18 protein-coding genes are annotated in these 19,476 nt (G+C 72.3%); 9 read left to right on the top strand and 9 right to left on the bottom strand.

Annotated elements, in window-relative coordinates; translation table 11 throughout:
* Positions 1-70 precede the first annotated feature (70 nt).
* Together chpH and ABZ154_RS02815 are read left to right on the top strand one after the other, a co-directional pair.
* Entirely contained in the window at positions 71-304 is a 234-nt protein-coding gene (gene chpH, locus ABZ154_RS02820; RefSeq protein WP_015607544.1) for a chaplin ChpH, read from the top strand.
* 139 nt (positions 305-443) lie between these two features.
* Positions 444-1,250 (top strand): chaplin, encoded by an 807-nt coding sequence (locus ABZ154_RS02815; RefSeq protein WP_356828395.1) that lies wholly within the window; start codon positions 444-446, stop codon positions 1,248-1,250.
* 111 nt (positions 1,251-1,361) lie between these two features.
* Here ABZ154_RS02815 and ABZ154_RS02810 read toward each other — a convergent pair whose 3' ends face one another.
* Entirely contained in the window at positions 1,362-1,550 is a 189-nt protein-coding gene (locus tag ABZ154_RS02810) for a DUF5703 family protein (protein ID WP_003970138.1), read from the bottom strand.
* Between the two features lie 47 nt (positions 1,551-1,597).
* Between ABZ154_RS02810 and ABZ154_RS02805 the strand changes: the two genes are divergently transcribed.
* Positions 1,598-2,260, top strand: coding sequence for a hypothetical protein (locus ABZ154_RS02805; protein ID WP_018515381.1), 663 nt, complete (start codon positions 1,598-1,600; stop codon positions 2,258-2,260).
* A 75-nt stretch (positions 2,261-2,335) separates the two neighbouring features.
* On the opposite strand, the gene ABZ154_RS02800 is transcribed toward ABZ154_RS02805, so the two are convergent.
* Positions 2,336-4,600 carry a helix-hairpin-helix domain-containing protein gene (locus ABZ154_RS02800; RefSeq protein WP_356828393.1) on the bottom strand — a complete coding sequence of 755 codons (2,265 nt, stop codon included), beginning with the start codon at positions 4,598-4,600 and terminating at the stop codon, positions 2,336-2,338.
* On the bottom strand, positions 4,597-5,580 hold the full coding sequence (locus ABZ154_RS02795) for an aldo/keto reductase (protein ID WP_356828391.1): 984 nt from the start codon (positions 5,578-5,580) through the stop codon (positions 4,597-4,599). The genes ABZ154_RS02800 and ABZ154_RS02795 overlap by 4 nt, the downstream gene beginning before the upstream one ends.
* 138 nt (positions 5,581-5,718) lie before the next feature.
* Between ABZ154_RS02795 and ABZ154_RS02790 the strand changes: the two genes are divergently transcribed.
* Positions 5,719-6,768 carry an LLM class F420-dependent oxidoreductase gene (locus ABZ154_RS02790; RefSeq protein WP_356828389.1) on the top strand — a complete coding sequence of 350 codons (1,050 nt, stop codon included), beginning with the start codon at positions 5,719-5,721 and terminating at the stop codon, positions 6,766-6,768.
* Between the two features lie 247 nt (positions 6,769-7,015).
* A complete protein-coding gene (locus ABZ154_RS02785; protein ID WP_356828387.1) occupies positions 7,016-7,804 on the top strand; it encodes a ferritin-like domain-containing protein in 789 nt (262 codons plus the stop codon).
* A gap of 61 nt (positions 7,805-7,865) precedes the next feature.
* On the opposite strand, the gene corA is transcribed toward ABZ154_RS02785, so the two are convergent.
* Positions 7,866-8,852, bottom strand: coding sequence for a magnesium/cobalt transporter CorA (corA, locus tag ABZ154_RS02780; RefSeq protein WP_356828385.1), 987 nt, complete (start codon positions 8,850-8,852; stop codon positions 7,866-7,868).
* Between the two features lie 123 nt (positions 8,853-8,975).
* Here corA and ABZ154_RS02775 point away from each other — a divergent pair, with 123 nt between their 5' ends.
* The 4 genes from ABZ154_RS02775 to mshC all read left to right on the top strand — a co-directional run bounded on the left by ABZ154_RS02775 (position 8,976) and on the right by mshC (position 12,523).
* Positions 8,976-9,698: a histidine phosphatase family protein gene (locus tag ABZ154_RS02775; protein ID WP_356828383.1), complete on the top strand. Its 723-nt coding sequence runs from the start codon at positions 8,976-8,978 to the stop codon at positions 9,696-9,698.
* Between the two features lie 71 nt (positions 9,699-9,769).
* Positions 9,770-10,360: a DUF3090 domain-containing protein gene (locus tag ABZ154_RS02770; RefSeq protein WP_018515374.1), complete on the top strand. Its 591-nt coding sequence runs from the start codon at positions 9,770-9,772 to the stop codon at positions 10,358-10,360.
* A complete protein-coding gene (locus tag ABZ154_RS02765; protein ID WP_356828381.1) occupies positions 10,324-11,163 on the top strand; it encodes an SCO1664 family protein in 840 nt (279 codons plus the stop codon). Before ABZ154_RS02770 ends, ABZ154_RS02765 begins: the two co-directional genes overlap by 37 nt.
* Positions 11,164-11,293: 130 nt before the next feature.
* Positions 11,294-12,523, top strand: coding sequence for a cysteine--1-D-myo-inosityl 2-amino-2-deoxy-alpha-D-glucopyranoside ligase (gene mshC / locus ABZ154_RS02760; protein WP_356828377.1), 1,230 nt, complete (start codon positions 11,294-11,296; stop codon positions 12,521-12,523).
* A 102-nt stretch (positions 12,524-12,625) separates the two neighbouring features.
* Here the strand turns inward: mshC and ABZ154_RS02755 are convergent, their stop codons facing one another.
* The 5 genes from ABZ154_RS02755 to ABZ154_RS02735 form a co-directional block, all read right to left on the bottom strand.
* Positions 12,626-13,678, bottom strand: a complete 1,053-nt coding sequence (locus ABZ154_RS02755; protein WP_356828375.1) for a PAC2 family protein — start codon at positions 13,676-13,678, stop codon at positions 12,626-12,628.
* Positions 13,679-14,095: 417 nt separating this feature from the next.
* On the bottom strand, positions 14,096-15,706 hold the full coding sequence (locus tag ABZ154_RS02750) for a glycerol-3-phosphate dehydrogenase/oxidase (RefSeq protein ID WP_356828373.1): 1,611 nt from the start codon (positions 15,704-15,706) through the stop codon (positions 14,096-14,098).
* 15 nt (positions 15,707-15,721) lie between these two features.
* A complete protein-coding gene (glpK, locus tag ABZ154_RS02745) occupies positions 15,722-17,266 on the bottom strand; it encodes a glycerol kinase GlpK (RefSeq protein WP_356828371.1) in 1,545 nt (514 codons plus the stop codon).
* A 57-nt stretch (positions 17,267-17,323) separates the two neighbouring features.
* Complete coding sequence (locus ABZ154_RS02740) at positions 17,324-18,115, bottom strand: MIP/aquaporin family protein (protein ID WP_356828369.1); 792 nt, start codon at positions 18,113-18,115, stop codon at positions 17,324-17,326.
* Between the two features lie 395 nt (positions 18,116-18,510).
* Positions 18,511-19,275, bottom strand: coding sequence for an IclR family transcriptional regulator (locus ABZ154_RS02735; protein ID WP_356828367.1), 765 nt, complete (start codon positions 19,273-19,275; stop codon positions 18,511-18,513).
* Between the last annotated feature and the right edge of the window lie 201 nt (positions 19,276-19,476).

The raw sequence follows: 19,476 nt of genomic DNA, 5'->3' as shown, positions 1-19,476 counted from the left end.
CCGCTCCACCCTCCTCGTTACAAGGTTTGCGGTCCGCGGCTGGGACCGCACTTTCCAACTAGGAGGAATCATGATCAAGAAGGTCGTCGCAGTTGCGGCTGCTACCGGTGGCCTCGTTCTCGCGGGTGCGGGCATGGCTTCCGCCGACGCGGGCGCCCAGGGTGCGGCCATCGGCAGCCCCGGTGTGCTCTCCGGCAACGTCGTCCAGGTCCCGGTCCACGTGCCGATCAACCTGTGCGGCAACACGGTCTCCGTGATCGGGCTGCTGAACCCCGCCTTCGGCAACACCTGCGTCAACGCCTGACGTTGTGCGTCAACCCGTAAGGGTTTGAGCTCGGTCGGTCCCGGAGTGCGTGCCATGCACTCCGGGACCGTTCGGCATTCGGCTCCCGCACGGTCATGTCCGGGGGTTTTTCGGAAGGCAGAAGGCAGGAAACGAACCTATGCGACAGGTCACTCGTAAAGGCCTGATCACCATGGCGGCGGCGGGCGGGGTCCTCGCGCTCAGCGGCGGCTATGCCCACGCCGACGCCGGTGCGGCCGGAACGGCCGCGGGATCGCCCGGCGTGCTGTCCGGCAACTCGGTCTCGGTCCCGATCGACATCCCGGTCAACGTCTGCGGCAACTCGGTCACCGTCGGCGGTCTCATCAACCCGACCTTCGGAAACGACTGTGAGAACGGGCCGGCGGAATCGCGCCAGGACTCCGGACCGCAGAACCGTATCGGCGGCGGCTCCGGCGACGAGGCGCAGGCCGGCAACGGCGCGCAGGCAGGGAACACCACCGCCACGGACCGGCACGGCGAGCCCGGCACGGGCCGTCACCGGGCCGGTGGCGCCGGTGCGGAAGGGGTCGCGCAGGGCTCGCCCGGCATCCTCTCCGGCAACGTGATCCAGGCGCCGATCAGCGTCCCGGTGAACGTCTGCGGCAACAGCGTCTCCGTGATCGGGCTCCTGAACCCGACCTTCGGCAACAGCTGCTCCAACGATGCCGAGCCGCCGCCCCCGCCGCCGGAGGAGCCGGAGAAGCCCCCGGTCACGCCGGAGACGCCGGTGGACCCGCCGGCCGAACCGCCGGCGAACCAGCCGCCCGAGCCCAATGTCCCCGGGCCCCAGCTCGAGCCGGAGGAGCAGGAGCAGCTCGCTCAGACCGGCGCGGGGGGCATGGAGATGCTCATCCCGGCGAGCGCCGGTCTGCTGCTGGCCGGGATGGGTTCGGTGCTCTACCGCCGCTCCCGCAGCGCCGCCTGATCCGGGCGCGCACACCGGTCGGCACAGCAGGACGAACCACAGCAGGACGAACACGGACGGGCCCCGCATCCGCGGGGCCCGTTCCCTGCTCTCAGGTGGCGCGTGACCCTGTCACCAGGTGGCTCGAAGCTGACGGATGATCCGTCGGCGCAGCCGCACCCTGCGGCTGCCGTCGCGGCGCAGCGTCAGGCGGTCCAGCTCCCAGTGTCCGTACTCGGCGTGGTCGGTCAGCAGTCGGGCCGCTTCCTTGCGGGAGACCCCGCGCGGCACGTACACGTCGACAAATTCGTATTCCGGCATCGCATCTATTGTGCGGGCAGAGCCCCGGTACGGATAGCGTCTGCACTATGTCTGATGCTGCGCAGCCCACCGCTGCCGAGGTACGTGCCGCCGCCGAGGCGGTCAAAGCCGCGATCGACCGTCACCTCGACGCGGTCGAACGCCGTACCGGGGACGACGACCCCGCCGTCTACGAAGCGTTCAACTCACTGGCCGCTGCGGCCGAGGTCTACGACGAGCTCCTCTACGACCGCTACGACGAGGTCACTCCCTTCGAGATCCCCGGCGCGGACGACTCCCTGCCGCCCTACGCCGGCCCCGCCGAGCCCAGCGCGCTCAGCGTGCTGATCCGGCGCGACTACGCCGTCGCGGAGCCCCCGCGCCTGCTCGCCCAGGCCCAGCGCCTCGCCGACATCGACGCGGGACCCGGCGCGGACGGTTCCACTACCCCGGTGGTCGGTACCAGCGTCCACGCCGCGCTCGGCATGCTCTTCGGCGAGTACGAACCGGACGAGATCGCCTCCCGGCACAAGGAGTTCGGCCTGGAGGAGGGGGACTCCACCCTCTGGGTCTCGGCCGCCGATGCGCTGCCCGAGCCGGGGGAGTGGCTCGGTGCCCCGTTCGAGGACGCAGACCCGGAGCTGGTGGTCTGCCGCTTCGACGTCAGCGCCGTCTTCGACGAGGAGGAGCTGGACGAGGAGCTCGACGAGCCGGCGGCGGGCCGCGCGTGATGTGACGCGATCCATGACAGGGGGCCCGGCGCCGTGCGCCGGCCCCCTGTCATGGATGGTGTCCGTCGGCGTCGCTCAGGAGGCCGCTGCGGGCGTCGGGAGGGCCTCCAGCAGCGGCCGCAGCCGGGTCGTCCGCTCCTGGGCCGGGATCTGCGCCACCGCGTGCGGGAGCGCCTGGTCGACCCCGTGCACCACGGAGAGGTGCTGCTCGCCCCGGCCGAACGCGGTGTAGACCCACGGCCGGCTCAGCCCCGCCGCCGCGTCGCCCGGCAGCACCACCACAGCGGCGGGCCAGCGCATCCCGGCCGCCTGGTGGGCACTGAGCGCCCAGCCGTGCCGCACCGCCGACTCCACCCGCTCCTGCGGTACGACGACGGGGACGCCCCGGCAGTCCAGGTGCAGCCCCTCGGCGTCGGCCGAGCGCACCACCCCGGGCACCGCGCGGCCGGGTGCGGGGACATGGATCACGCGGTCGCCCGGGTCGAACCCGCCGAACCGGCCAGGACCGGGGTTGAGCCGCTGTTTCAGGGCCTCGTTGAGCACCCGGGTCCCGGCCGCCCCGCCATGGCCCACGGTGATGACCTGGGTGTCGGTGGCGGGGATGGAGAAGGCCCGGGGCACCGAGTCCGCGACCAGCTGCACCGTGCGGTGGACGGCCTCCCCCGCATCGCGGACCGGGACGATCACCACCTCCTTGCCGGGGGCCTCGACCTGGGGCAGCTCACCGATGCCGATGCCGGAGACCAGCTCGCCGATCGGCCCGGGGTCCGGCGTACGGGAGACGACCTGCGGGCACGCCCGCGCGGCCAGGACGTCAGCGAAGACCCGCCCGGCGCCGGCCGAGCCCAGCACACCGGGGTCGCCGCTCAGCACCAGCCGGACCCCGTCCGCCAGCGCCTCGACCAGGACGGCCGCGCCCTCCACGTCCAGCTGGGGAGCGTCCAGCACCACGAGCAGGTCCAGGGCGAGGGCCCCGTCCTCGTCACGGCCGGGGCCCTCGGTGCCGGAGAGCAGCCCGGCCAGGGTGACCGCCGCGTCCGGAGAGCCGGCCGCATCGGCCAGCCGGCGGCGGCCGTCCTCGCTGTGAGTGGCGCCCAGGGCCCGCAGCCCCAGGCCCCGCGCCGCCGCGATCAGGGCGGCGGGCTCGGCCCTTGCCGCCTCGCCGCCGCTGTGCGCGACGAGCCCGGCGGTGGCCGCCGTACGGATCAGCTCGGCGGCCGAGGGGGACGGGGCGGCGGCTGCCGCCTCCGCCCAGTCGGCCCCCTTCCCGCAGGCGTTCATGAGACGGGCCAGGCCGTCGGCGAGACTCTCCTCGGCCAGCGCGTACCGGTCCAGGCCCAGCAGCACCTGAACCGGCTCCGGGGCCTCGCCGGTCCCGTCCTCGTCCTCGGAGGCGTCACCCTCTGCGGGGGCCTCGTCCTCGTAGGCAGCCGGCTCCGTGGGGTCCGTGCCCTCCTGGAAGACCAGGGCGACACCCTCCTCCACCGCGTTGCGCACGGCCTCCTCCGGGTCGCTCACCGCACGCTCGGCGAGCGCCGCCCGGACCGCCCCGGCGTCCAGCGCCGTGTGGCCCTGGAGGGCGGCACGCTCCAGCAGCCAGCCGACCAGAGCCGCCGTGCGGCGCCCGTCGTCAGGGCCGCACGCGGCGCCCAGCAGGGCCCGGGCGAAGCCGTCCGCCTGCTCGGGCCGGACGCCCGGGACCGCCAGCAGTTGCCAGGGGTCGGCGCGCAGCAGGTCGGCGGCCTGCTCGCCCAGGGCCCCGGTGGCCGGGCGGGCCAGGGCCTCGGGGGCCCCGCCCTCGGTGAGGACCGCCCGCACCGCGTCCGTGGCCTCGGGCGAGGCGGTCCGGTCGACGGGAGCGACCGAAGCGGGCGCGGGGCGGGGAGGCTGCCCGGCGGGTGCCGGGGCGGCACGGCGGGGGGCGGGCGCGGCGGCGGGGGAGTCGTAGAACTCCGCGCCCGCCTTCTCGCCGCTCTCCACGGCCCGGACGGCCGCCAGCAGGTCGGCGGCGGTGCCGCTCAGCTTCGTACCGGCGGCGACGGGACCTTCCTTCTCGGCCTTGCGCTGCGCGATCCGCTCGCGCAGCTCACGCTGGGCGGCCAGCTCGGCCTGCGCCTCGGAGAGCGCGGCGGCTGCCGCGTCGCCCTCTTCGCCGGTGGAAGCGTCACCGGCAGGCGTGTCACCGGCGGGTGGGTTCTCCGCAGCGGTCTCCGCGGGCTCGTCGGCTTCGGGCGCTTCGGCGTGCGCGGGGCCTTCGGCATCGGTGGCCGCCGGGGGCTCGGCGCCCTGCGGTGTGTCCGGGCCGACGGTGCCGGGGGTCTCCCCGGGAAGCGCAGTCACAGCGTGCTCCAGTCCTGGTCGGGATAGCGGTGCACGGGCGCCGACACATCGTCGAGCGCCTGGCAGATCTCGTAGGGAAGACTAAGGGCCTCCACCGACAAAGCCTCCGCGAGCTGCCCGGCGTTGCGCGCACCGACGATCGGGGCGGCCACCCCCGGCCGGTCGCGCACCCAGGCCAGGGCCACGTGGAGGGGGCTCGTCGCCAGGCCGTCCGCCGCCGTCACCACCGCGTCGGTGATCCGGGTCGCCGCGTCGTCCAGATACGGCTCGACGAAGGGGGCGAGCCTCTCGGAGGCGCCCCGGGAGTCGGACGGGGTGCCCTGGCGGTACTTGCCCGTCAGCACGCCACGGCCCAGCGGCGAGGAGGGCAGCAGCCCGATCCCGAGGTCCAGCGCGGCGGGCAGCACCTCCCGCTCGATGCCCCGCTGGAGCAGCGAGTACTCCATCTGCGTACTGGCCAGCCGGGTGCGCACCCCTGGCGCGGCGAGCTGCCAGGTGGCGGCCTTGGCCAGCTGCCAGCCGCAGAAGTTCGACACGCCCGCGTAGCGGACCCGGCCGGAGGAGACGGCCAGGTCCACCGCCTGGAGCGTCTCCTCCAGCGGGGTCGCCGGGTCGAAGGCGTGGACCTGCCACAGGTCCACGTAATCCGTGCCGAGCCGCTCCAGCGAGGCGTCCAGGGCGGCCAGCAGGTGCCCGCGCGAGCCGTTGAAGCGGCGGTAGGGGTCGGGGACGTTGCCCGCCTTCGTGGCGAGGACCAGGTCCTGGCGCGGCACCAGGCTGTCCACGAGCCGCCCGAGCAGGTACTCGGCCTCCCCGCCCCCGTACACGTCGGCGGTGTCCACCAGGGTGCCGCCCGCGTCCCAGAAGGCCTTGAGCTGGCCGGCGGCGTCGTGCTCGTCCGTGTCCCGGCCCCAGGTGAGGGTGCCGAGCCCGATCCGGGACACGCGTAGGCCGGTGCGGCCGAGATGCCTCTGCTCCATGGGCGCTGAGATTACTGGCCATGGCCCCACCGGGTGCAGGGCTGTGGACAACGGGAGGTCGCTCGGGCCTGCCGGATCGCCGCCACCCGCGCTAGAGTCCGGAGAAAGGGACGTTACTGATCAGTAAGGGGAGCGGCTATGCGGCTCGGCATCAATCTCGGTTACTGGGGCGCGGGCATGGACGGCGACAACCTCGCCGTCGCCCAGGAGGCCGACCGGCTCGGCTACGACGTCTGCTGGGCCGCCGAGGCCTACGGCTCGGACGCGCCGACCGTGCTGACCTGGGTCGCGGCCCAGACCGAATCCATCGACGTCGGCTCCGCGATCATGCAGATCCCGGCCCGGCAGCCCGCCATGACCGCGATGACCGCCGCCACCCTGGACTCGCTCTCCGGCGGCCGCTTCCGGCTCGGCCTCGGCGTCTCGGGCCCGCAGGTCTCCGAGGGCTGGTACGGCGTCAAGTTCGACAAGCCGCTGGCCCGCACGCGCGAGTACGTGGAGATCGTCCGCAAGGCGATGACCCGCGAGCGCCTCTCCTACGAAGGGCAGCACTGGACGCTCCCGCTGCCCGGCGGCCCCGGCAAGCCGATCAAGCTCACCGTCCACCCGCAGCGCGAGCACATTCCGCTCTACATCGCCGCGATCGGCCCGAAGAACCTGGAGCAGACCGGCGAGATCGCCGACGGAGCCCTGCTGATCTTCCCCTCGGCCGAGCACCTGGAGGAGACCGCGCTCACCTATCTGCGCGCGGGCCGGGAGAAGGCCGGGAGGACCATGGAGGGCTTCGACGTCTCCCCGACGCTGCCGCTCGCCGTCGGGGACGACGTCAAGGGCCTCGCCGACATGTTCCGCCCGTACACCGCCCTGTACGTGGGCGGGATGGGCAGCCGGAAGCAGAACTTCTACAACCAGCTCGCGCAGCGCATGGGGTACGAGAAGGAGGCCGCCGAGATCCAGGACAAGTACCTGGACGGGGACAAGGCCGGGGCCGCCGCCGCCGTACCGCACCAGCTGATCGACCAGACCACGCTGCTCGGGCCCATCGAGCGCATCGCCGATCGGATGCAGGCGTACGCCGCCGCCGGGGTCACCACGCTCAACCTCTCACCCGCCGGGTTCACCCTGGAGGAGCGGCTCACCGCCCTGCGCGCCGGCACGGACGCCCTGGAGCGCTCCGGGCTCGCGTAACGCGTCGCGTAACGCCTCGGAGCAGCACTACGGCCGTGGTGGGGGCTCGGGGGTCTTCCCCGCCACGGCCGTCACCGGGAACAACGCGTCGTGCGCCCCGGGGTTACGCCGGGCCGTGCGGTCGTCGACCCCTCGCCGCCGCCTCCGTTGCTCCGGTTGCCGACTGCTCCCCGGCGCATTTGACTGCTGCTCTGCGCACTACTGCCCCGCGGCGCCTGTTTCGCGGGACCGGTACGGAGGTGGCCTCATGCTCTCAGCCCGAAGCCTGTGCCAGGAGATCCTGGACGACGACGAGGCGTACCGGCTCTTCTGCTCCATCGCCGCCAGCGGGGAGTCCCAGGGCGGCTGGGAGAACGCCCGGATCGCCGCCCTGGTCCCCGAGAGTCTCCGCTCCCTGGCACCCCGGATCGTCCGGCACGGCGCCGACGAGGACAAGCACGGCCGGATCTTCAACGCCCTCCTGAAGAAGCGCGGGCTTCGACCGGCCGGCGTCCCTTCGGAGACCGACTACACGATGCTCCTGGAGCAGCAGGGCATCGGCCTCGCCCACTCCCGGCTGCGCGGCGAGGAGCGGCTCACCGAGCGCGACATCATCACCTATCTGGCCCACAGCAGGATCACCGAGCAGCGCGCCTCGGAGCAGATGCGGCTGCTGCGGCGGTACTTCGCCGACCACCCCGACATCGGCCGCGCGGTACGGATGATCTCGGACGACGAGGACAACCACCTCGCCTACTGCCACGAGGAGCTGCTGCGGCTCGCCCGGGAGGGCCACGGCCGGACCATCCAGCGGATCATGCGCGAGTGCGCCCTCGCGGAGATCCTCGTCTACCGGGACGTCAGTCTCGCGGTGATGGACCACATGGGACGGTTGCTGGGCTGGCCGCGCGCCAAGGCCGTGGCCCTGGCGGCCGGAATCCGCGCGGTGTACGCGTACGAGCGCCTGGTCGGCTGGCGGCGCATGGTGAGCCTGGAGATGCCCGAGCGCCGCGACGCGCTCGGCGGCCGGGCCCTACCGGAACCCGAGTACGCGTGAGCCTCTACGTGCACACGTGCACCTCAGGGCACTACGTGACCTCCGGAGCCGCGCGTGACCCTTACAGCCACCCGCGCCGCTTGAACTGGCGGTGGAGGCCGACCACCGCCAGGACCATGAACAGGACGACGGCCGGGTACGTCCACCCCCAGTGCAGCTCCGGCATGTGGTCGAAGTTCATGCCGTAGATGCCCGCCACCATCGTCGGGACGGCGGCCATGGCCGCCCACGCCGAGATCTTGCGCATGTCGTCGTTCTGCCGCACACCCATCTGCGCGAGGTGGGCCGAGAGGATGTCCGACAGCAGCCGGTCCAACCCCTCCACCTGCTCGTTGACCCGCGTCAGGTGGTCGGCGACGTCACGGAAGAACGGCTGTGCCTCCTGGTGGACGAACGGCACCCCGGCGCCCGCGAGCCGGGTCATCGGCGCCGTGAGCGGACCGGTGGCGCGGCGGAACTCCAGTACCTGCCGCTTGAACGTGTAGATGCTGCCGGCCGTGTTCGAGGAGTCGCCGCCACCGCTCGGCGCGAAGACCTCGGTCTCCAGCTCCTCCAGGTCCACCTGGAGCTCGCCGGCCACGTCGATGTAGTGGTCCACCACCGCGTCGCTGACCGCGTAGAGCACCGAGGTCGGCCCGTGCGCCAGTATCTGCGGGTCCGCCTCCAGGCGGCTGCGGACATCCGCCAGCGGGGCGCTCTCACCATGCCGGACCGTCACCACGAACGAGTCCCCGATGAAGATCATCAGCTCATCGGCGCTCACCGTGTCGCTGCTCGACTCGTAGACGACCGGCTTCAGCACCGCGAACAGGGAGTCGTCGTACACCTCCAGCTTGGGGCGCTGGTGCGCGCGCAGCGCGTCCTCGACCGCGAGCGGGTGCAGCCCGAACTCCTGGCGCACCAGGTCGAATTCCTGCTCGCTCGGCTCGTGCAGGCCGATCCAGAGGAAGGCGTCGTCGGACCCCCGGGCCCTCTGGAGGGCCTCGGCGAAATCGTCGGGCCCATCGGTCCGGCGGCCGTCCTGGTAGATGGCACAGTCCACGATCATTTCGGCATCCTCGGGAGATTCAAGGTCCACAACGTACAAGGTGGGCGGGGTCAGGTCACCGCTCCCCCCTTCCCCGCGGAGGCGTCCTCGCACCCGGGACAGGGAGGCACCTAGGCTGCCGGTATGCCCACGCTGATCCTCGTACGCCACGGACGCTCCACCGCCAACACCGCCGGAGTGCTCGCGGGCCGCACCCCCGGGGTCCTCCTCGACGGGCGCGGCACCGAACAGGCCGCCGCCCTGCCCGCACGACTGGCCGCCCTCAGTCTCGCCGCCGCCGTCACCAGCCCCCTGGAGCGCTGCCGCCAGACGCTCCAGCCGCTGCTCGACGCCCGGCCCGGGCTGCCCGTGCACACCGAGGAGCGCATCAGCGAGTGCGACTACGGTGACTGGTCGGGCCGCAAGCTCGCCGAGCTCTCCGACGAACCGCTGATGTCCGTCGTCCAGCAGCACCCCTCCGCCGCGGCCTTCCCCGGCGGCGAGTCGATGCGCGCCATGCAGGCCCGCGCCGTCGACGCCGTACGCGACTGGAACCACCGTGTCGAGGCGGGGCACGGCGAGGACGCCACGTACGCGATGTGCTCGCACGGCGACATCATCAAGTCGATCGTCGCCGACGCCCTCGGCATGCACCTGGACCTCTTCCAGCGCATCCACGTGGACCCCTGCTCGGTCACCGCGATCCGCTACACGCGGCTGCGCCCCTTCCTCCTGCGGGTCGGCGACACCGGCGATCTCACCCCGCTGGCACCGCGCGAACAGCCCGTCGGGGCGGAGACCGTGCCCTCCAGCGCGGATGACGCCACGTCGGACGCGGCGGTCGGGGGCGGCGGGGGCGCGCCGTGATCTCCGCGGGCAGTAGGGTGGACGCGCCGTAGCGCCGCTATCCACCCAACGATTCTCAAGGGAGACAGGACGTGTCCCGTCAGGTGTTCCTCTACGACCCACCGGACCGATTCGTGGCCGGTACGGTCGGGTTGCCTGGCCGCCGAACGTTTTTCCTGCAGGCCTCCTCCAAGGGGCGGGTCACCAGCGTCGCCCTGGAGAAGACCCAGGTGGCCGCCCTGGCCGAGCGGATCGACGAACTGCTCGACGAAGTGGTCCGGCGTACCGGGGGCAACTCGCCGGTGCCCGCCGTGGCTCCCACCGACGTCACCGACACCGCCCCCCTCGACGTCCCCGTCGAGGAGGAGTTCCGGGTCGGCACCATGGCCCTGGCCTGGGACGGCGACGAACAGCGCATGATCGTCGAGGCGCAGGCCCTCGTCGAACTCGACGCGGACTCCGAGGACGACCTCGCGGAGGCCGAGGAGAAGCTCCTCCAGGACGAGGAGAACGGGCCGCCGATGCTCCGCGTCCGGCTCAGCGGCGCCCAGGCCCGCGCGTTCGCCAAGCGCGCCCTGGACGTCGTCAACGCCGGGCGTCCGCCGTGCCCGTTGTGCAGCCTGCCGCTCGATCCGGAAGGACACGTATGCCCGCGCCAGAACGGATACCGTCGCGGAGCCTGACGGACACCGAGCTGCTCACCCTGCTCACCGAGGGCACGCTCACCGTGCTCGGGCAGGTCGGCGGGGCGTCCAACGCGGTGCTGCACTGCACCGTCGCGTACGAGGGCGAGGAGCGCACCTGCGCCTACAAGCCGGTCGCGGGGGAGCAGCCGCTGTGGGACTTCCCCGACGGGACGCTCGCGCAGCGGGAGGTGGCCGCGTACGAGATCTCCCGGGCGACCGGGTGGGACCTCGTGCCGCCCACCGTGCTGCGCGAGGGGCCGTACGGGCAGGGCATGTGCCAGCTCTGGATCGACGGGCCCGAGCCCGCCGACGGCGTACCGGAACTGCTCGCCCTCGTCGAGGACGACGAGCCGGGCGACGGCTGGAAGGCCGTGGGCTTCGCCGACGTGGGGAACGGGAAGACGGCGCTGCTGGTGCACGCGGACGACCCCCGGCTGCGCCGGCTCGCGGTGCTGGACGCGGTGATCAACAACGGTGACCGCAAGGGCGGGCATCTGCTGCCGGCTCCCGGTGGGCTCCTGTACGGCATCGACCACGGGGTCACCTTCAACGCGGACGACAAGCTGCGCACCCTCCTGTGGGGCTGGGCCGGCGAGCCGCTCACCGAGGAGGCGCTGCGGGTCCTGGGGCTGCTCGCCGCGGGGCTGGCGGCGGGGGAGCCCCTGGCCACCCGGATGGCGCAACTCATCACGGCGGCCGAGCTGGAGGCCCTTCGGGAGCGGGTGGCGGGGCTGCTCGACGGCGGGGTGCACCCGAAGCCGAGCGGCCAGTGGCCGCCGATCCCGTGGCCGCCGGTCTAGGGGGCCTTGCCGGCGCGGGGGGAACACCCTGGCCCTACAGCCCTTCGCAGGTTTACCGCCAGAGTGCCTCTTCGGACAGGAATCCGGATCCGGTTCGTATCCGGAAGCGTCGTCCGGTTACGCTCATGACATGCATGCCTGGCCCGCTTCTGAGGTCCCCGCCCTGCCTGGCAAGGGCCGCGACCTTCGGATCCACGACACCGCGACCGGCGGACGGATCACCCTTGACCCCGGTCCCGTCGCCCGCATCTACGTCTGCGGCATCACGCCGTACGACGCGACCCACATGGGTCATGCGGCGACCTACAACGCGTTCGACCTCGTTCAGCGCGTGTGGCTCGACACCAAGCGGCAGGTTCACTACGTCCAGAACGTGACCGACGTGGACGACCCGCTCCTGGAGCGGGCCGCACGCGACGGTCAGGACTGGACCGCGCTCGCGGAGCGCGAGACGGCACTCTTCCGCGAGGACATGACCGCCCTGCGGATGCTGCCCCCGCAGCACTACATCGGAGCGGTCGAGGCCATACCCGGCATCGTGCCCCTCGTCGAACGGCTGATGGAGGCGGGCGCCGCCTACGACCTCGAAGGCGACGTCTACTTCTCCGTCGACGCCGACCCGCACTTCGGCGAGGTCTCCGGACTCGACGCGGCGGCGATGCGCCTGCTCTCCGCCGAGCGCGGCGGCGACCCCGAGCGCCCCGGCAAGAAGAACCCCCTCGACCCGATGCTCTGGACGGCCGCCCGCCCGGGCGAGCCGAGCTGGGACGGGGCCTCCCTGGGCGAGGGCCGGCCGGGCTGGCACATCGAGTGCGTCGCGATCGCGCTGGACCACCTCGGCATGGGCTTCGACATCCAGGGCGGCGGCTCCGACCTCGTCTTCCCGCACCACGAGATGGGCGCCTCGCACGCCCAGGCACTGACCGGCGAGCACCCGTTCGCCAAGGCGTACGTCCACGCCGGCATGGTCGGTCTCGACGGCGAGAAGATGTCCAAGTCCAAGGGCAACCTCGTCTTCGTCTCCACCCTGCGCCGCGAGGGCGTGGACCCGGCGGCGCTCCGGCTCGCCCTGCTCTCCCACCACTACCGCGCCGACTGGGAGTGGACCGACCAGGTCCTCGCCGACGCCGTCGAGCGTCTCGCCCGCTGGCGCGCCGCGGTCTCCCGCCCCGACGGGCGGCCGGCCGACGCGCTGGTCGAGGAGGTCCGCGAGGCCCTCTCCGACGACCTGGACACCCCCGCGGCGCTGGCGGCCGTGGACCGCTGGGCCGAGCTCCAGAGCGCGGAGGGCGGTACGGACGAGGGGGCACCCGGCCTCGTCTCCCGTACCGTCGACGCCCTGCTGGGGGTCGCGCTGTAGGACGGAGGGCGGCCCGCCGCCGCCCGGCCCCCCACCAGGACCGGCCCCGGACTTCTTCGCGAAGTCCGGGGCCGGTCGCCGTGATGGCACGACCGTGCGCTGTCACTCCCCGTCGGGGGTTTCCTCCCCGGACGCCTCGTCAGGTCCCTTTCCTTCCTCGGGCTTCTTCCCCTGGCCCTGACCCGGCTGGCCCTCACCCGGCCCGGCCTCAGGACGAGGCGGCTTCGGCGGCCGGGCGCGGCCGCTCGAGGGGTCCCGCAGGTACGCCGAGTCCCCGCTCTCCGTCGCATGGCCGCCGGGGCCCGGCCCGGGTCCGCCGTCGCGGCGCCGCAGATACCGCTCGAACTCCCGGGCGATGGCCTCGCCGGACGCCTCGGGCAGCTCCGCGGTGTCCCGCGCCTCCTCCAGCGTCTGGACGTACTCCGCGACCTCGCTGTCCTCCGCCGCCAGCTGGTCCACCCCGACCTGCCAGGCCCGCGCGTCCTCGGGCAGCTCGCCCAACGGGATGCGCAGCCCGATCAGGTCCTCCAGCCGGTTCAGCAGGGCCAGCGTCGCCTTCGGGTTCGGCGGCTGCGACACGTAGTGCGGCACCGCCGCCCACAGGCTCACCGCCGGCACCCCGGCATGGGTGCACGCCTCCTGGAGGATGCCGACGATGCCGGTCGGACCCTCGTACCGGGTCTCCTCCAGGTCCATCGTCCGCGCCAGGTCCGCGTCGGAGGTGACCCCGCTCACCGGCACCGGCCGGGTGTGCGGGGTGTCACCGAGCAACGCGCCCAGGATGACGACCATTTCGACGCCCAGTTCATGGGCGAAGCCGAGGATCTCGTTGCAGAACGAGCGCCAGCGCATCGACGGTTCGATACCGCGCACCAGGACGAGGTCCCGTGGCTTCTCCCCGCCGACGCGGACCACCGAGAGGCGGGTCGTCGGCCAGGTGACCTTCCGCACTCCGTTCTCCAGCCACACCGTGGGGCGGTTGACCTGGAAGTCGTAGTAGTCCTCGGCGTCCAGCGCCGCGAACACCTCGCCCTTCCACTCCCGGTCCAGGTGGCTCACCGCTGTGGAGGCGGCGTCACCGGCGTCGTTCCAGCCTTCGAACGCGGCCACCATGACCGGGTCGATCAGCTCGGGCACCGACTCGAGCTCGATCACCCGGGCCTCCTTCCGAAGTCTCCATACGTACGGAGCAACCTTACGGCTTCGGGACCCCTGGCCCGCAGCCCGTTTGCACGGCCGGGTGAACCTTGCCGGCAGGCGTGGATCAGCGGCCCGGTCAGTGCATCAGCCCATGGGCGCCCGCACTGCCGGAGCGAGGAAGGCGCCTCCCCCCGGACCACCGGCGCGATCTCCTCCGCGCACCACTGGAGCGTCTTGCGCAGTCCTCCGCCACCCCGGATCGCGACGACGGTCAGCCGGTGAGCAGCCGGATGGTCCTCGTACGGGCCGCGATCGCGCCGAGCGCCACGCTCGGGCTGGAGGACCGTCGGCGCGTGCCGGGGACACACGTATGCGGACGGGGGCGGTTCCCGTGTCGGAAACCGCCCCCGTCCGCGCACCCGTGGGGGCGGGTCAGTCCCGGTCGGCCAGCAGCTTCTCGACCCCGTCGCGCACGTCGTCCGTCGCCAGGCCACGGATCGTCAGCGTGGTCCGGCGGCGCAGCACGTCATCCGCCGTCTCGGCCCACTCGTGGTCGCGGGCGTAGGCGACCTGCGCCCAGATCTCCGGGGCGTCCGGGTGGACGCGCTCGGCCAGCTCCGGGCTCTCGTTCGCCAGGCGCGCGATGTCGAAGGCGAGCGAGCCGTAGTGGGTGGCGAGGTGTCGGGCGGTGTCCGGCGCCATGCGGGGGCCAGGGGTGCCGCCATCGATGAGCAGCCGGTGGGCGACCGCGTTCGGGTTGGCGATACCCGGCAGCGGCAGCTTCTTCGGCAGCCGGTTCATCGGCTCCATGTCCTCGGCCAGCGGGTGCCCCGGCAGGGCGGCCAGCTTGTTCATGACGGTGCGGCCGATGTGGCGGAACGTCGTCCACTTGCCGCCCGCGACCGACAGCATCCCGCCGCGACCCTCCGTGACGACCGTCTCGCGCTTGGCCTTGGAGGTGTCGCCCGGACCGCCGGGCAGGACCCGCAGACCGGCGAAGGAGTACGTGATCAGGTCGCGGGAGAGCTGCTGGTCCTTGATCGAGAACGCGGCCTCGTCGAGGATCTGCGCGGTGTCCGCCTCGGTCACCGAGACGTCCGCCGGGTCGCCCTCGTACTCCTCGTCCGTCGTACCGAGGAGCAGCATGTCCTCCCACGGCAGGGCGAACGTGATCCGGTACTTGTCGATCGGGGTGGCCAGCGCGGCCCGCCACGGACGGGTCCGCTTGAGGACCAGGTGGGCGCCCTTGGAGAGGCGGATGGAGGGGGCCGCGTTCGGGTCCTCCATCTTCCGCAGGTGGTCGACCCAGGGGCCGGTCGCGTTGAGCACGAGGCGGGCGGTGACGCCGAACTCCGTGCCGTCGACGCCGTCCTTCAGGTCGGCGCCTGTGACCCGGCCCCGGGTGAAGCGCAGCCCGGTGACGGCCGCGTGGTTGAGGACGGCCGCGCCCGCGTCGACGGCCGCGCGGACCGTCATCAGCGCCATGCGGGCGTCGTTCATCTGGTCGTCGCCGTAGACCGCGACGGCCTTGAGGTTGTCGGTGCGCAGCTCGGGCACGTCACGCTGCGCCTTGGCCGGGGAGATGACATGGCCGACGCCGTCGCCGAACGCGGAGAGCGCGGAGTAGGCGAAGACGCCCGCGCCGAGCTTGGCCGCGCCGTGCGGGCCGCCCTTGTAGACCGGCAGGTAGAAGGTGAGCGGGTTGGCCAGGTGCGGGGCCACCTCGCGGGAGACCGCGCGGCGCTCGAAGTGGTTCTCCGCGACCAGCTTGACCGCGCCGGTCTGGAGGTAGCGCAGACCGCCGTGGAGCAGCTTGGAGGAGGCGGAGGAGGTGGCGCCGGCGAAGTCACCGGCGTCCACCAGTGCCACCCGCAGCCCGGACTGTGCGGCATGCCAGGCGGTGGAGATGCCCAGGATGCCGCCGCCGATGACCAGGAGGTCGTAGGTCGCCCGGGACATCTGCTCCCGGGTCTCGGCGCGGCTCGGCAGGGAGCCGGAGGCCGGGTGCGTTCCGAGGGCGGGAACGCTCTGCAGGGTGGTCATGGTGAATGCTCCTCGTCAGCTTTCTTCGTCCTCGACCCAGCCCATGGTCCGTTCGACGGCCTTGAGCCAGCTCTTGTACTCGCGGGCACGGGTGTCCGCGTCCATGCGGGGGGTCCACTCGGCGGCCCGGCGCCAGTTGGCGCGCAGTGCGTCGGTGTCCGGCCAGAAGCCGACGGCCAGGCCGGCGGCGTAGGCGGCGCCGAGGCAGGTGGTCTCGGCGACCATGGGGCGCACCACAGGTGCGTCCAGGAAGTCGGCGAGCGTCTGCATCAGCAGGTTGTTGGACGTCATGCCGCCGTCGACCTTGAGCGCGGTCAGCTCGACGCCGGAGTCCTTCGTCATGGCGTCGCTGATCTCGCGGGTCTGCCAGGCGGTGGCCTCCAGAACGGCACGGGCGATGTGCGCCTTGGTGACGTAGCGGGTGAGGCCCGTGATCACCCCGCGGGCGTCGGGACGCCAGTAGGGGGCGAACAGGCCGGAGAAGGCGGGCACGAAGTAGGCGCCGCCGTTGTCCTCGACCGAGGAGGCCAGCGTCTCGATCTCGGCTGCCGACTTGATCAGGCCCATCTGGTCGCGCATCCACTGCACCAGCGAACCGGTGACCGCGATGGAGCCCTCCAGGGCGTACACCGGGGGCTTGTCGCCGATCTGGTACCCGACGGTGGTGAGCAGCCCGTTGTACGAGTTCACCGGGGTCTGGCCGGTGTTCATCAGCATGAAGGTGCCGGTGCCGTACGTGGACTTGGCCTCACCCTCGGCGAAACAGGTCTGGCCGAAGAGGGCCGCCTGCTGGTCACCGAGCGCGGAGGCGACGGGCACGCCGTCGAGGATGCCGCCCTTGGCGTGGCCGTACACCTCGGCGGAGGAGCGGATCTCGGGGAGGACCGCGGCCGGGATGCCGATGGAGGAGAGGATCTTGTCGTCCCACTCCATCTTGTGCAGGTTCATCAGGAGGGTGCGCGAGGCGTTGGTGACGTCGGTGACGTGGACGCCGCCGTCGGCGCCGCCGGTCAGGTTCCAGATGACCCAGGAGTCCATGGTGCCGAAGAGGATGTCGCCGGCCTCGGCGCGCTCACGCAACCCCTCGACGTTGTCGAGGAGCCAGCGGACCTTGGGCCCGGCGAAGTACGAGGCGAGCGGCAGCCCGGTCTCGCGGCGGAAGCGGTCCTGGCCCACGTTGCGGCCGAGCTCCCTGCAGAGCGCGTCGGTGCGGGTGTCCTGCCAGACCAGCGCGTTGTGCACCGGCTCACCGGTGTTCTTGTCCCACAGGAGCGTGGTCTCGCGCTGATTGGTGATGCCGATCGCCTTGACGTCGGCGGAGGTGATGCCGGCCTTGACGATGGCCCCGGCGACGACCTCCTGCACGTTCTCCCAGATCTCGGTCGCGTCGTGCTCGACCCATCCCGGCTTCGGGAAGATCTGCTCGTGCTCCTTCTGGTCGACCGAGACGATCCGGCCGTCCTTGTCGAAGACGATGCAGCGGCTGGAGGTGGTGCCCTGGTCGATGGCCGCGATGAACGGCCCGGTGCCGTGGGTGCCGGTCGTGTGTGCGTCGGTCACGGTGTGCTCCCGGAAGTCTGTGGGTGAAAGGGGTTACGGCGCTGATACCCGCGTGGGCTAGGCGAAGGCGAGGTTGTAGAGCCCGCCGGCGAGTGCGCCACCGATGAGCGGCCCCACGATGGGTACCCACGCGTAGCCCCAGTCCGAACCGCCCTTGTTCGGCAGCGGCAGCACCGCGTGCACGATGCGCGGTCCGAGGTCGCGGACCGGGTTGATGGCGTAGCCCGTGGGCCCGCCGAGCGAGAGTCCGATACCGACGACGACCAGGGCGGTGACCAGGGCGCCGAGCGCGCCGAGGCCGTTGCCCTCGTCGTTGAGGCCCTGGGTCAGGATCGCCAGGACCAGCACGAGCGTGGCGATGACCTCGGTGACGACGTTCTGCACACCGTTGCGGATCTCCGGGCCGGTGGAGAAGATCCCGAGCACCGGTCCGGCCTTGGGGGCGGAGGCCTGGTCGACCATGCCCTCGTCGGCGGGCTGCGCCTTGATGATCTCCGGGTCGCTGAGGTGGGCGTGGAACTGCCCGTAGTACACCGCGTAGACCAGCACGGCGCCGATCATCGCGCCGAGCAGCTGGGAGCCGAGGTAGAGAGGTACGTCGCCCCACGCGGTGCCGCCCTGAACGGCGAGGCCCAGGGTGACCGCGGGATTGAGGTGGGCCCCCGAGACGCCGCCGGCCAGGTAGGCACCGGTCAGCACGGCGAAACCCCACCCGAAGGTGATGGCCAGCCAGCCCGCGTTCCGGGCCTTCGAGTGCTTCAACGTGACGGCGGCAACGACACCGGCACCGAGCAGGATGAGTACGGCGGTTCCTATGGTCTCGCCGATGAAAATGTCGGAGCTGGACACCCGCGACTCCTTTGTCCTTCGTCCAGAGGGAGAGCGGAACACCGGGTCCCTCCGGTGGTCCGCGCCCCAGGTGGGTGACCACGAAGCGTGGGCAGCCCACCTGTAGGGGCTTGACCGGCCCTTGGCACTGTCACACCCTAACGCTTATTGCCGTTAGGCGTTCGACAATGCCGACCGTTGAACGGCAGTGTTTCCCCCGAGTGAAGGAAGCGTCAAGGGTTCTGTGGCCGGGGACTCGGTGCGCGACGCGATCGTTACCCACGATGCGCCCGGACGCGCGCGGGCGCCTGCGGCATGCGTCACGGGGGTGGCCGTCCGGTCCTGGGCGGCGACTCGGTCCGCAGGAATCCCGGTCCTCGGGCGAGGCCGCCCGGTCCTCGGGAGCGGCCCAGCGCTCAGAAGCGTCCGGCGCCCAGGTCCCGGGAGACCGCCCGGGCGCAGTCCCGTACGGCCGCGATCAGCTCGGGGCGCAGCACGCCGGCCGGCGCCACCCGCTCCACCGCACCCGTCACCGCCACCGCGCCCACCGGCATCCTGCGCCGGTCGTGGATCGGGGCGGACACCGCGGCCACCCCTTCCCAGGTCTCCTCGGCGTCGGCGGCCCAGCCCTGGGCGCGGATCAGGTCCAGCATCGCCTCGAACTCGTCGGCGGCCGTGACCGTGCGCCCGGTGAAGGAGCGGCGCTCCGCCTCCATGACCTCGCTGTGCGCCACCGGGTCGTACGCGGACAGCACCTTGCCGAGCGCCGTGGAGTGCAGCGGCTGCATCGCCCCGACCTCCAGCACCTGGCGACTGTCGTCGGGCCGGAAGACGTGGTGGACGATGAGGACGCCGTGCTGGTGGAGCACGCCGAGGTGGACGCTCTCGCCGCTGGAGCGGGCCAGGTCGTCCGTCCAGACCAGGGCGCGGGCCCGCAGTTCGTGGACGTCGAGATAGCTGTTGCCCAGCCGCAGCAGCTCGGCGCCGAGCTGGTAGCGCCCCGATGTGGCGTCCTGCTCGACGAACCCCTCCAGCTGGAGGGTGCGGAGGATTCCGTGGGCGGTGCCCTTGGCCAGCCCCAGGGAGGAGGCGATGTCGGACAGCCCGAGCCGCCGCTCGCCGCCCGCCAGCAGACGCAGCATCGCGGCCGCCCGCTCCAGCGACTGGATGTTCTTGGCCATCGCGCCGTACTCCTCCACCTCGGTTCGACAATGCTGAACACTATCGGTCGATGCCGACCTGCGCGGGACTCCGGGGGAAAGTCTCCTCCTGCCGGTCCGCAGCGCCCGCATCCGCACAGGATGCAGTCCGCCTCATGGACGGACCGACCACGAGCCCAGGTGTCCGGCTACGCTGACGGGGTGCGCCTTCCCCGAGAAGGA

This window comes from Streptomyces sp. NPDC006261, from assembly GCF_040613515.1.
Taxonomy (GTDB): Bacteria; Actinomycetota; Actinomycetes; order Streptomycetales; family Streptomycetaceae; genus Streptomyces.
The sequence above is the reverse complement of the archived record's forward strand: the minus strand, read 5'-3'. Positions and strand labels throughout refer to the sequence as shown.

What these genes read in the sequence shown, in the direction of transcription:
- ABZ154_RS02810 (WP_003970138.1), bottom strand. Translation starts at nt 1,550, where the DNA reads ATGCCGGAATACGAATTTGTCGACGTGTACGTGCCGCGCGGGGTCTCC.
- chpH (WP_015607544.1), top strand. Translation starts at nt 71, where the DNA reads ATGATCAAGAAGGTCGTCGCAGTTGCGGCTGCTACCGGTGGCCTCGTT.
- corA (WP_356828385.1), bottom strand. Translation starts at nt 8,852, where the DNA reads ATGATCGTGGACTGTGCCATCTACCAGGACGGCCGCCGGACCGATGGG.
- ABZ154_RS02795 (WP_356828391.1), bottom strand. Translation starts at nt 5,580, where the DNA reads ATGGAGCAGAGGCATCTCGGCCGCACCGGCCTACGCGTGTCCCGGATC.
- mshC (WP_356828377.1), top strand. Translation starts at nt 11,294, where the DNA reads ATGCATGCCTGGCCCGCTTCTGAGGTCCCCGCCCTGCCTGGCAAGGGC.
- ABZ154_RS02805 (WP_018515381.1), top strand. Translation starts at nt 1,598, where the DNA reads ATGTCTGATGCTGCGCAGCCCACCGCTGCCGAGGTACGTGCCGCCGCC.
- ABZ154_RS02775 (WP_356828383.1), top strand. Translation starts at nt 8,976, where the DNA reads ATGCCCACGCTGATCCTCGTACGCCACGGACGCTCCACCGCCAACACC.
- ABZ154_RS02790 (WP_356828389.1), top strand. Translation starts at nt 5,719, where the DNA reads ATGCGGCTCGGCATCAATCTCGGTTACTGGGGCGCGGGCATGGACGGC.
- ABZ154_RS02815 (WP_356828395.1), top strand. Translation starts at nt 444, where the DNA reads ATGCGACAGGTCACTCGTAAAGGCCTGATCACCATGGCGGCGGCGGGC.
- ABZ154_RS02735 (WP_356828367.1), bottom strand. Translation starts at nt 19,275, where the DNA reads ATGGCCAAGAACATCCAGTCGCTGGAGCGGGCGGCCGCGATGCTGCGT.
- ABZ154_RS02765 (WP_356828381.1), top strand. Translation starts at nt 10,324, where the DNA reads ATGCCCGCGCCAGAACGGATACCGTCGCGGAGCCTGACGGACACCGAG.
- ABZ154_RS02750 (WP_356828373.1), bottom strand. Translation starts at nt 15,706, where the DNA reads ATGACCACCCTGCAGAGCGTTCCCGCCCTCGGAACGCACCCGGCCTCC.
- ABZ154_RS02785 (WP_356828387.1), top strand. Translation starts at nt 7,016, where the DNA reads ATGCTCTCAGCCCGAAGCCTGTGCCAGGAGATCCTGGACGACGACGAG.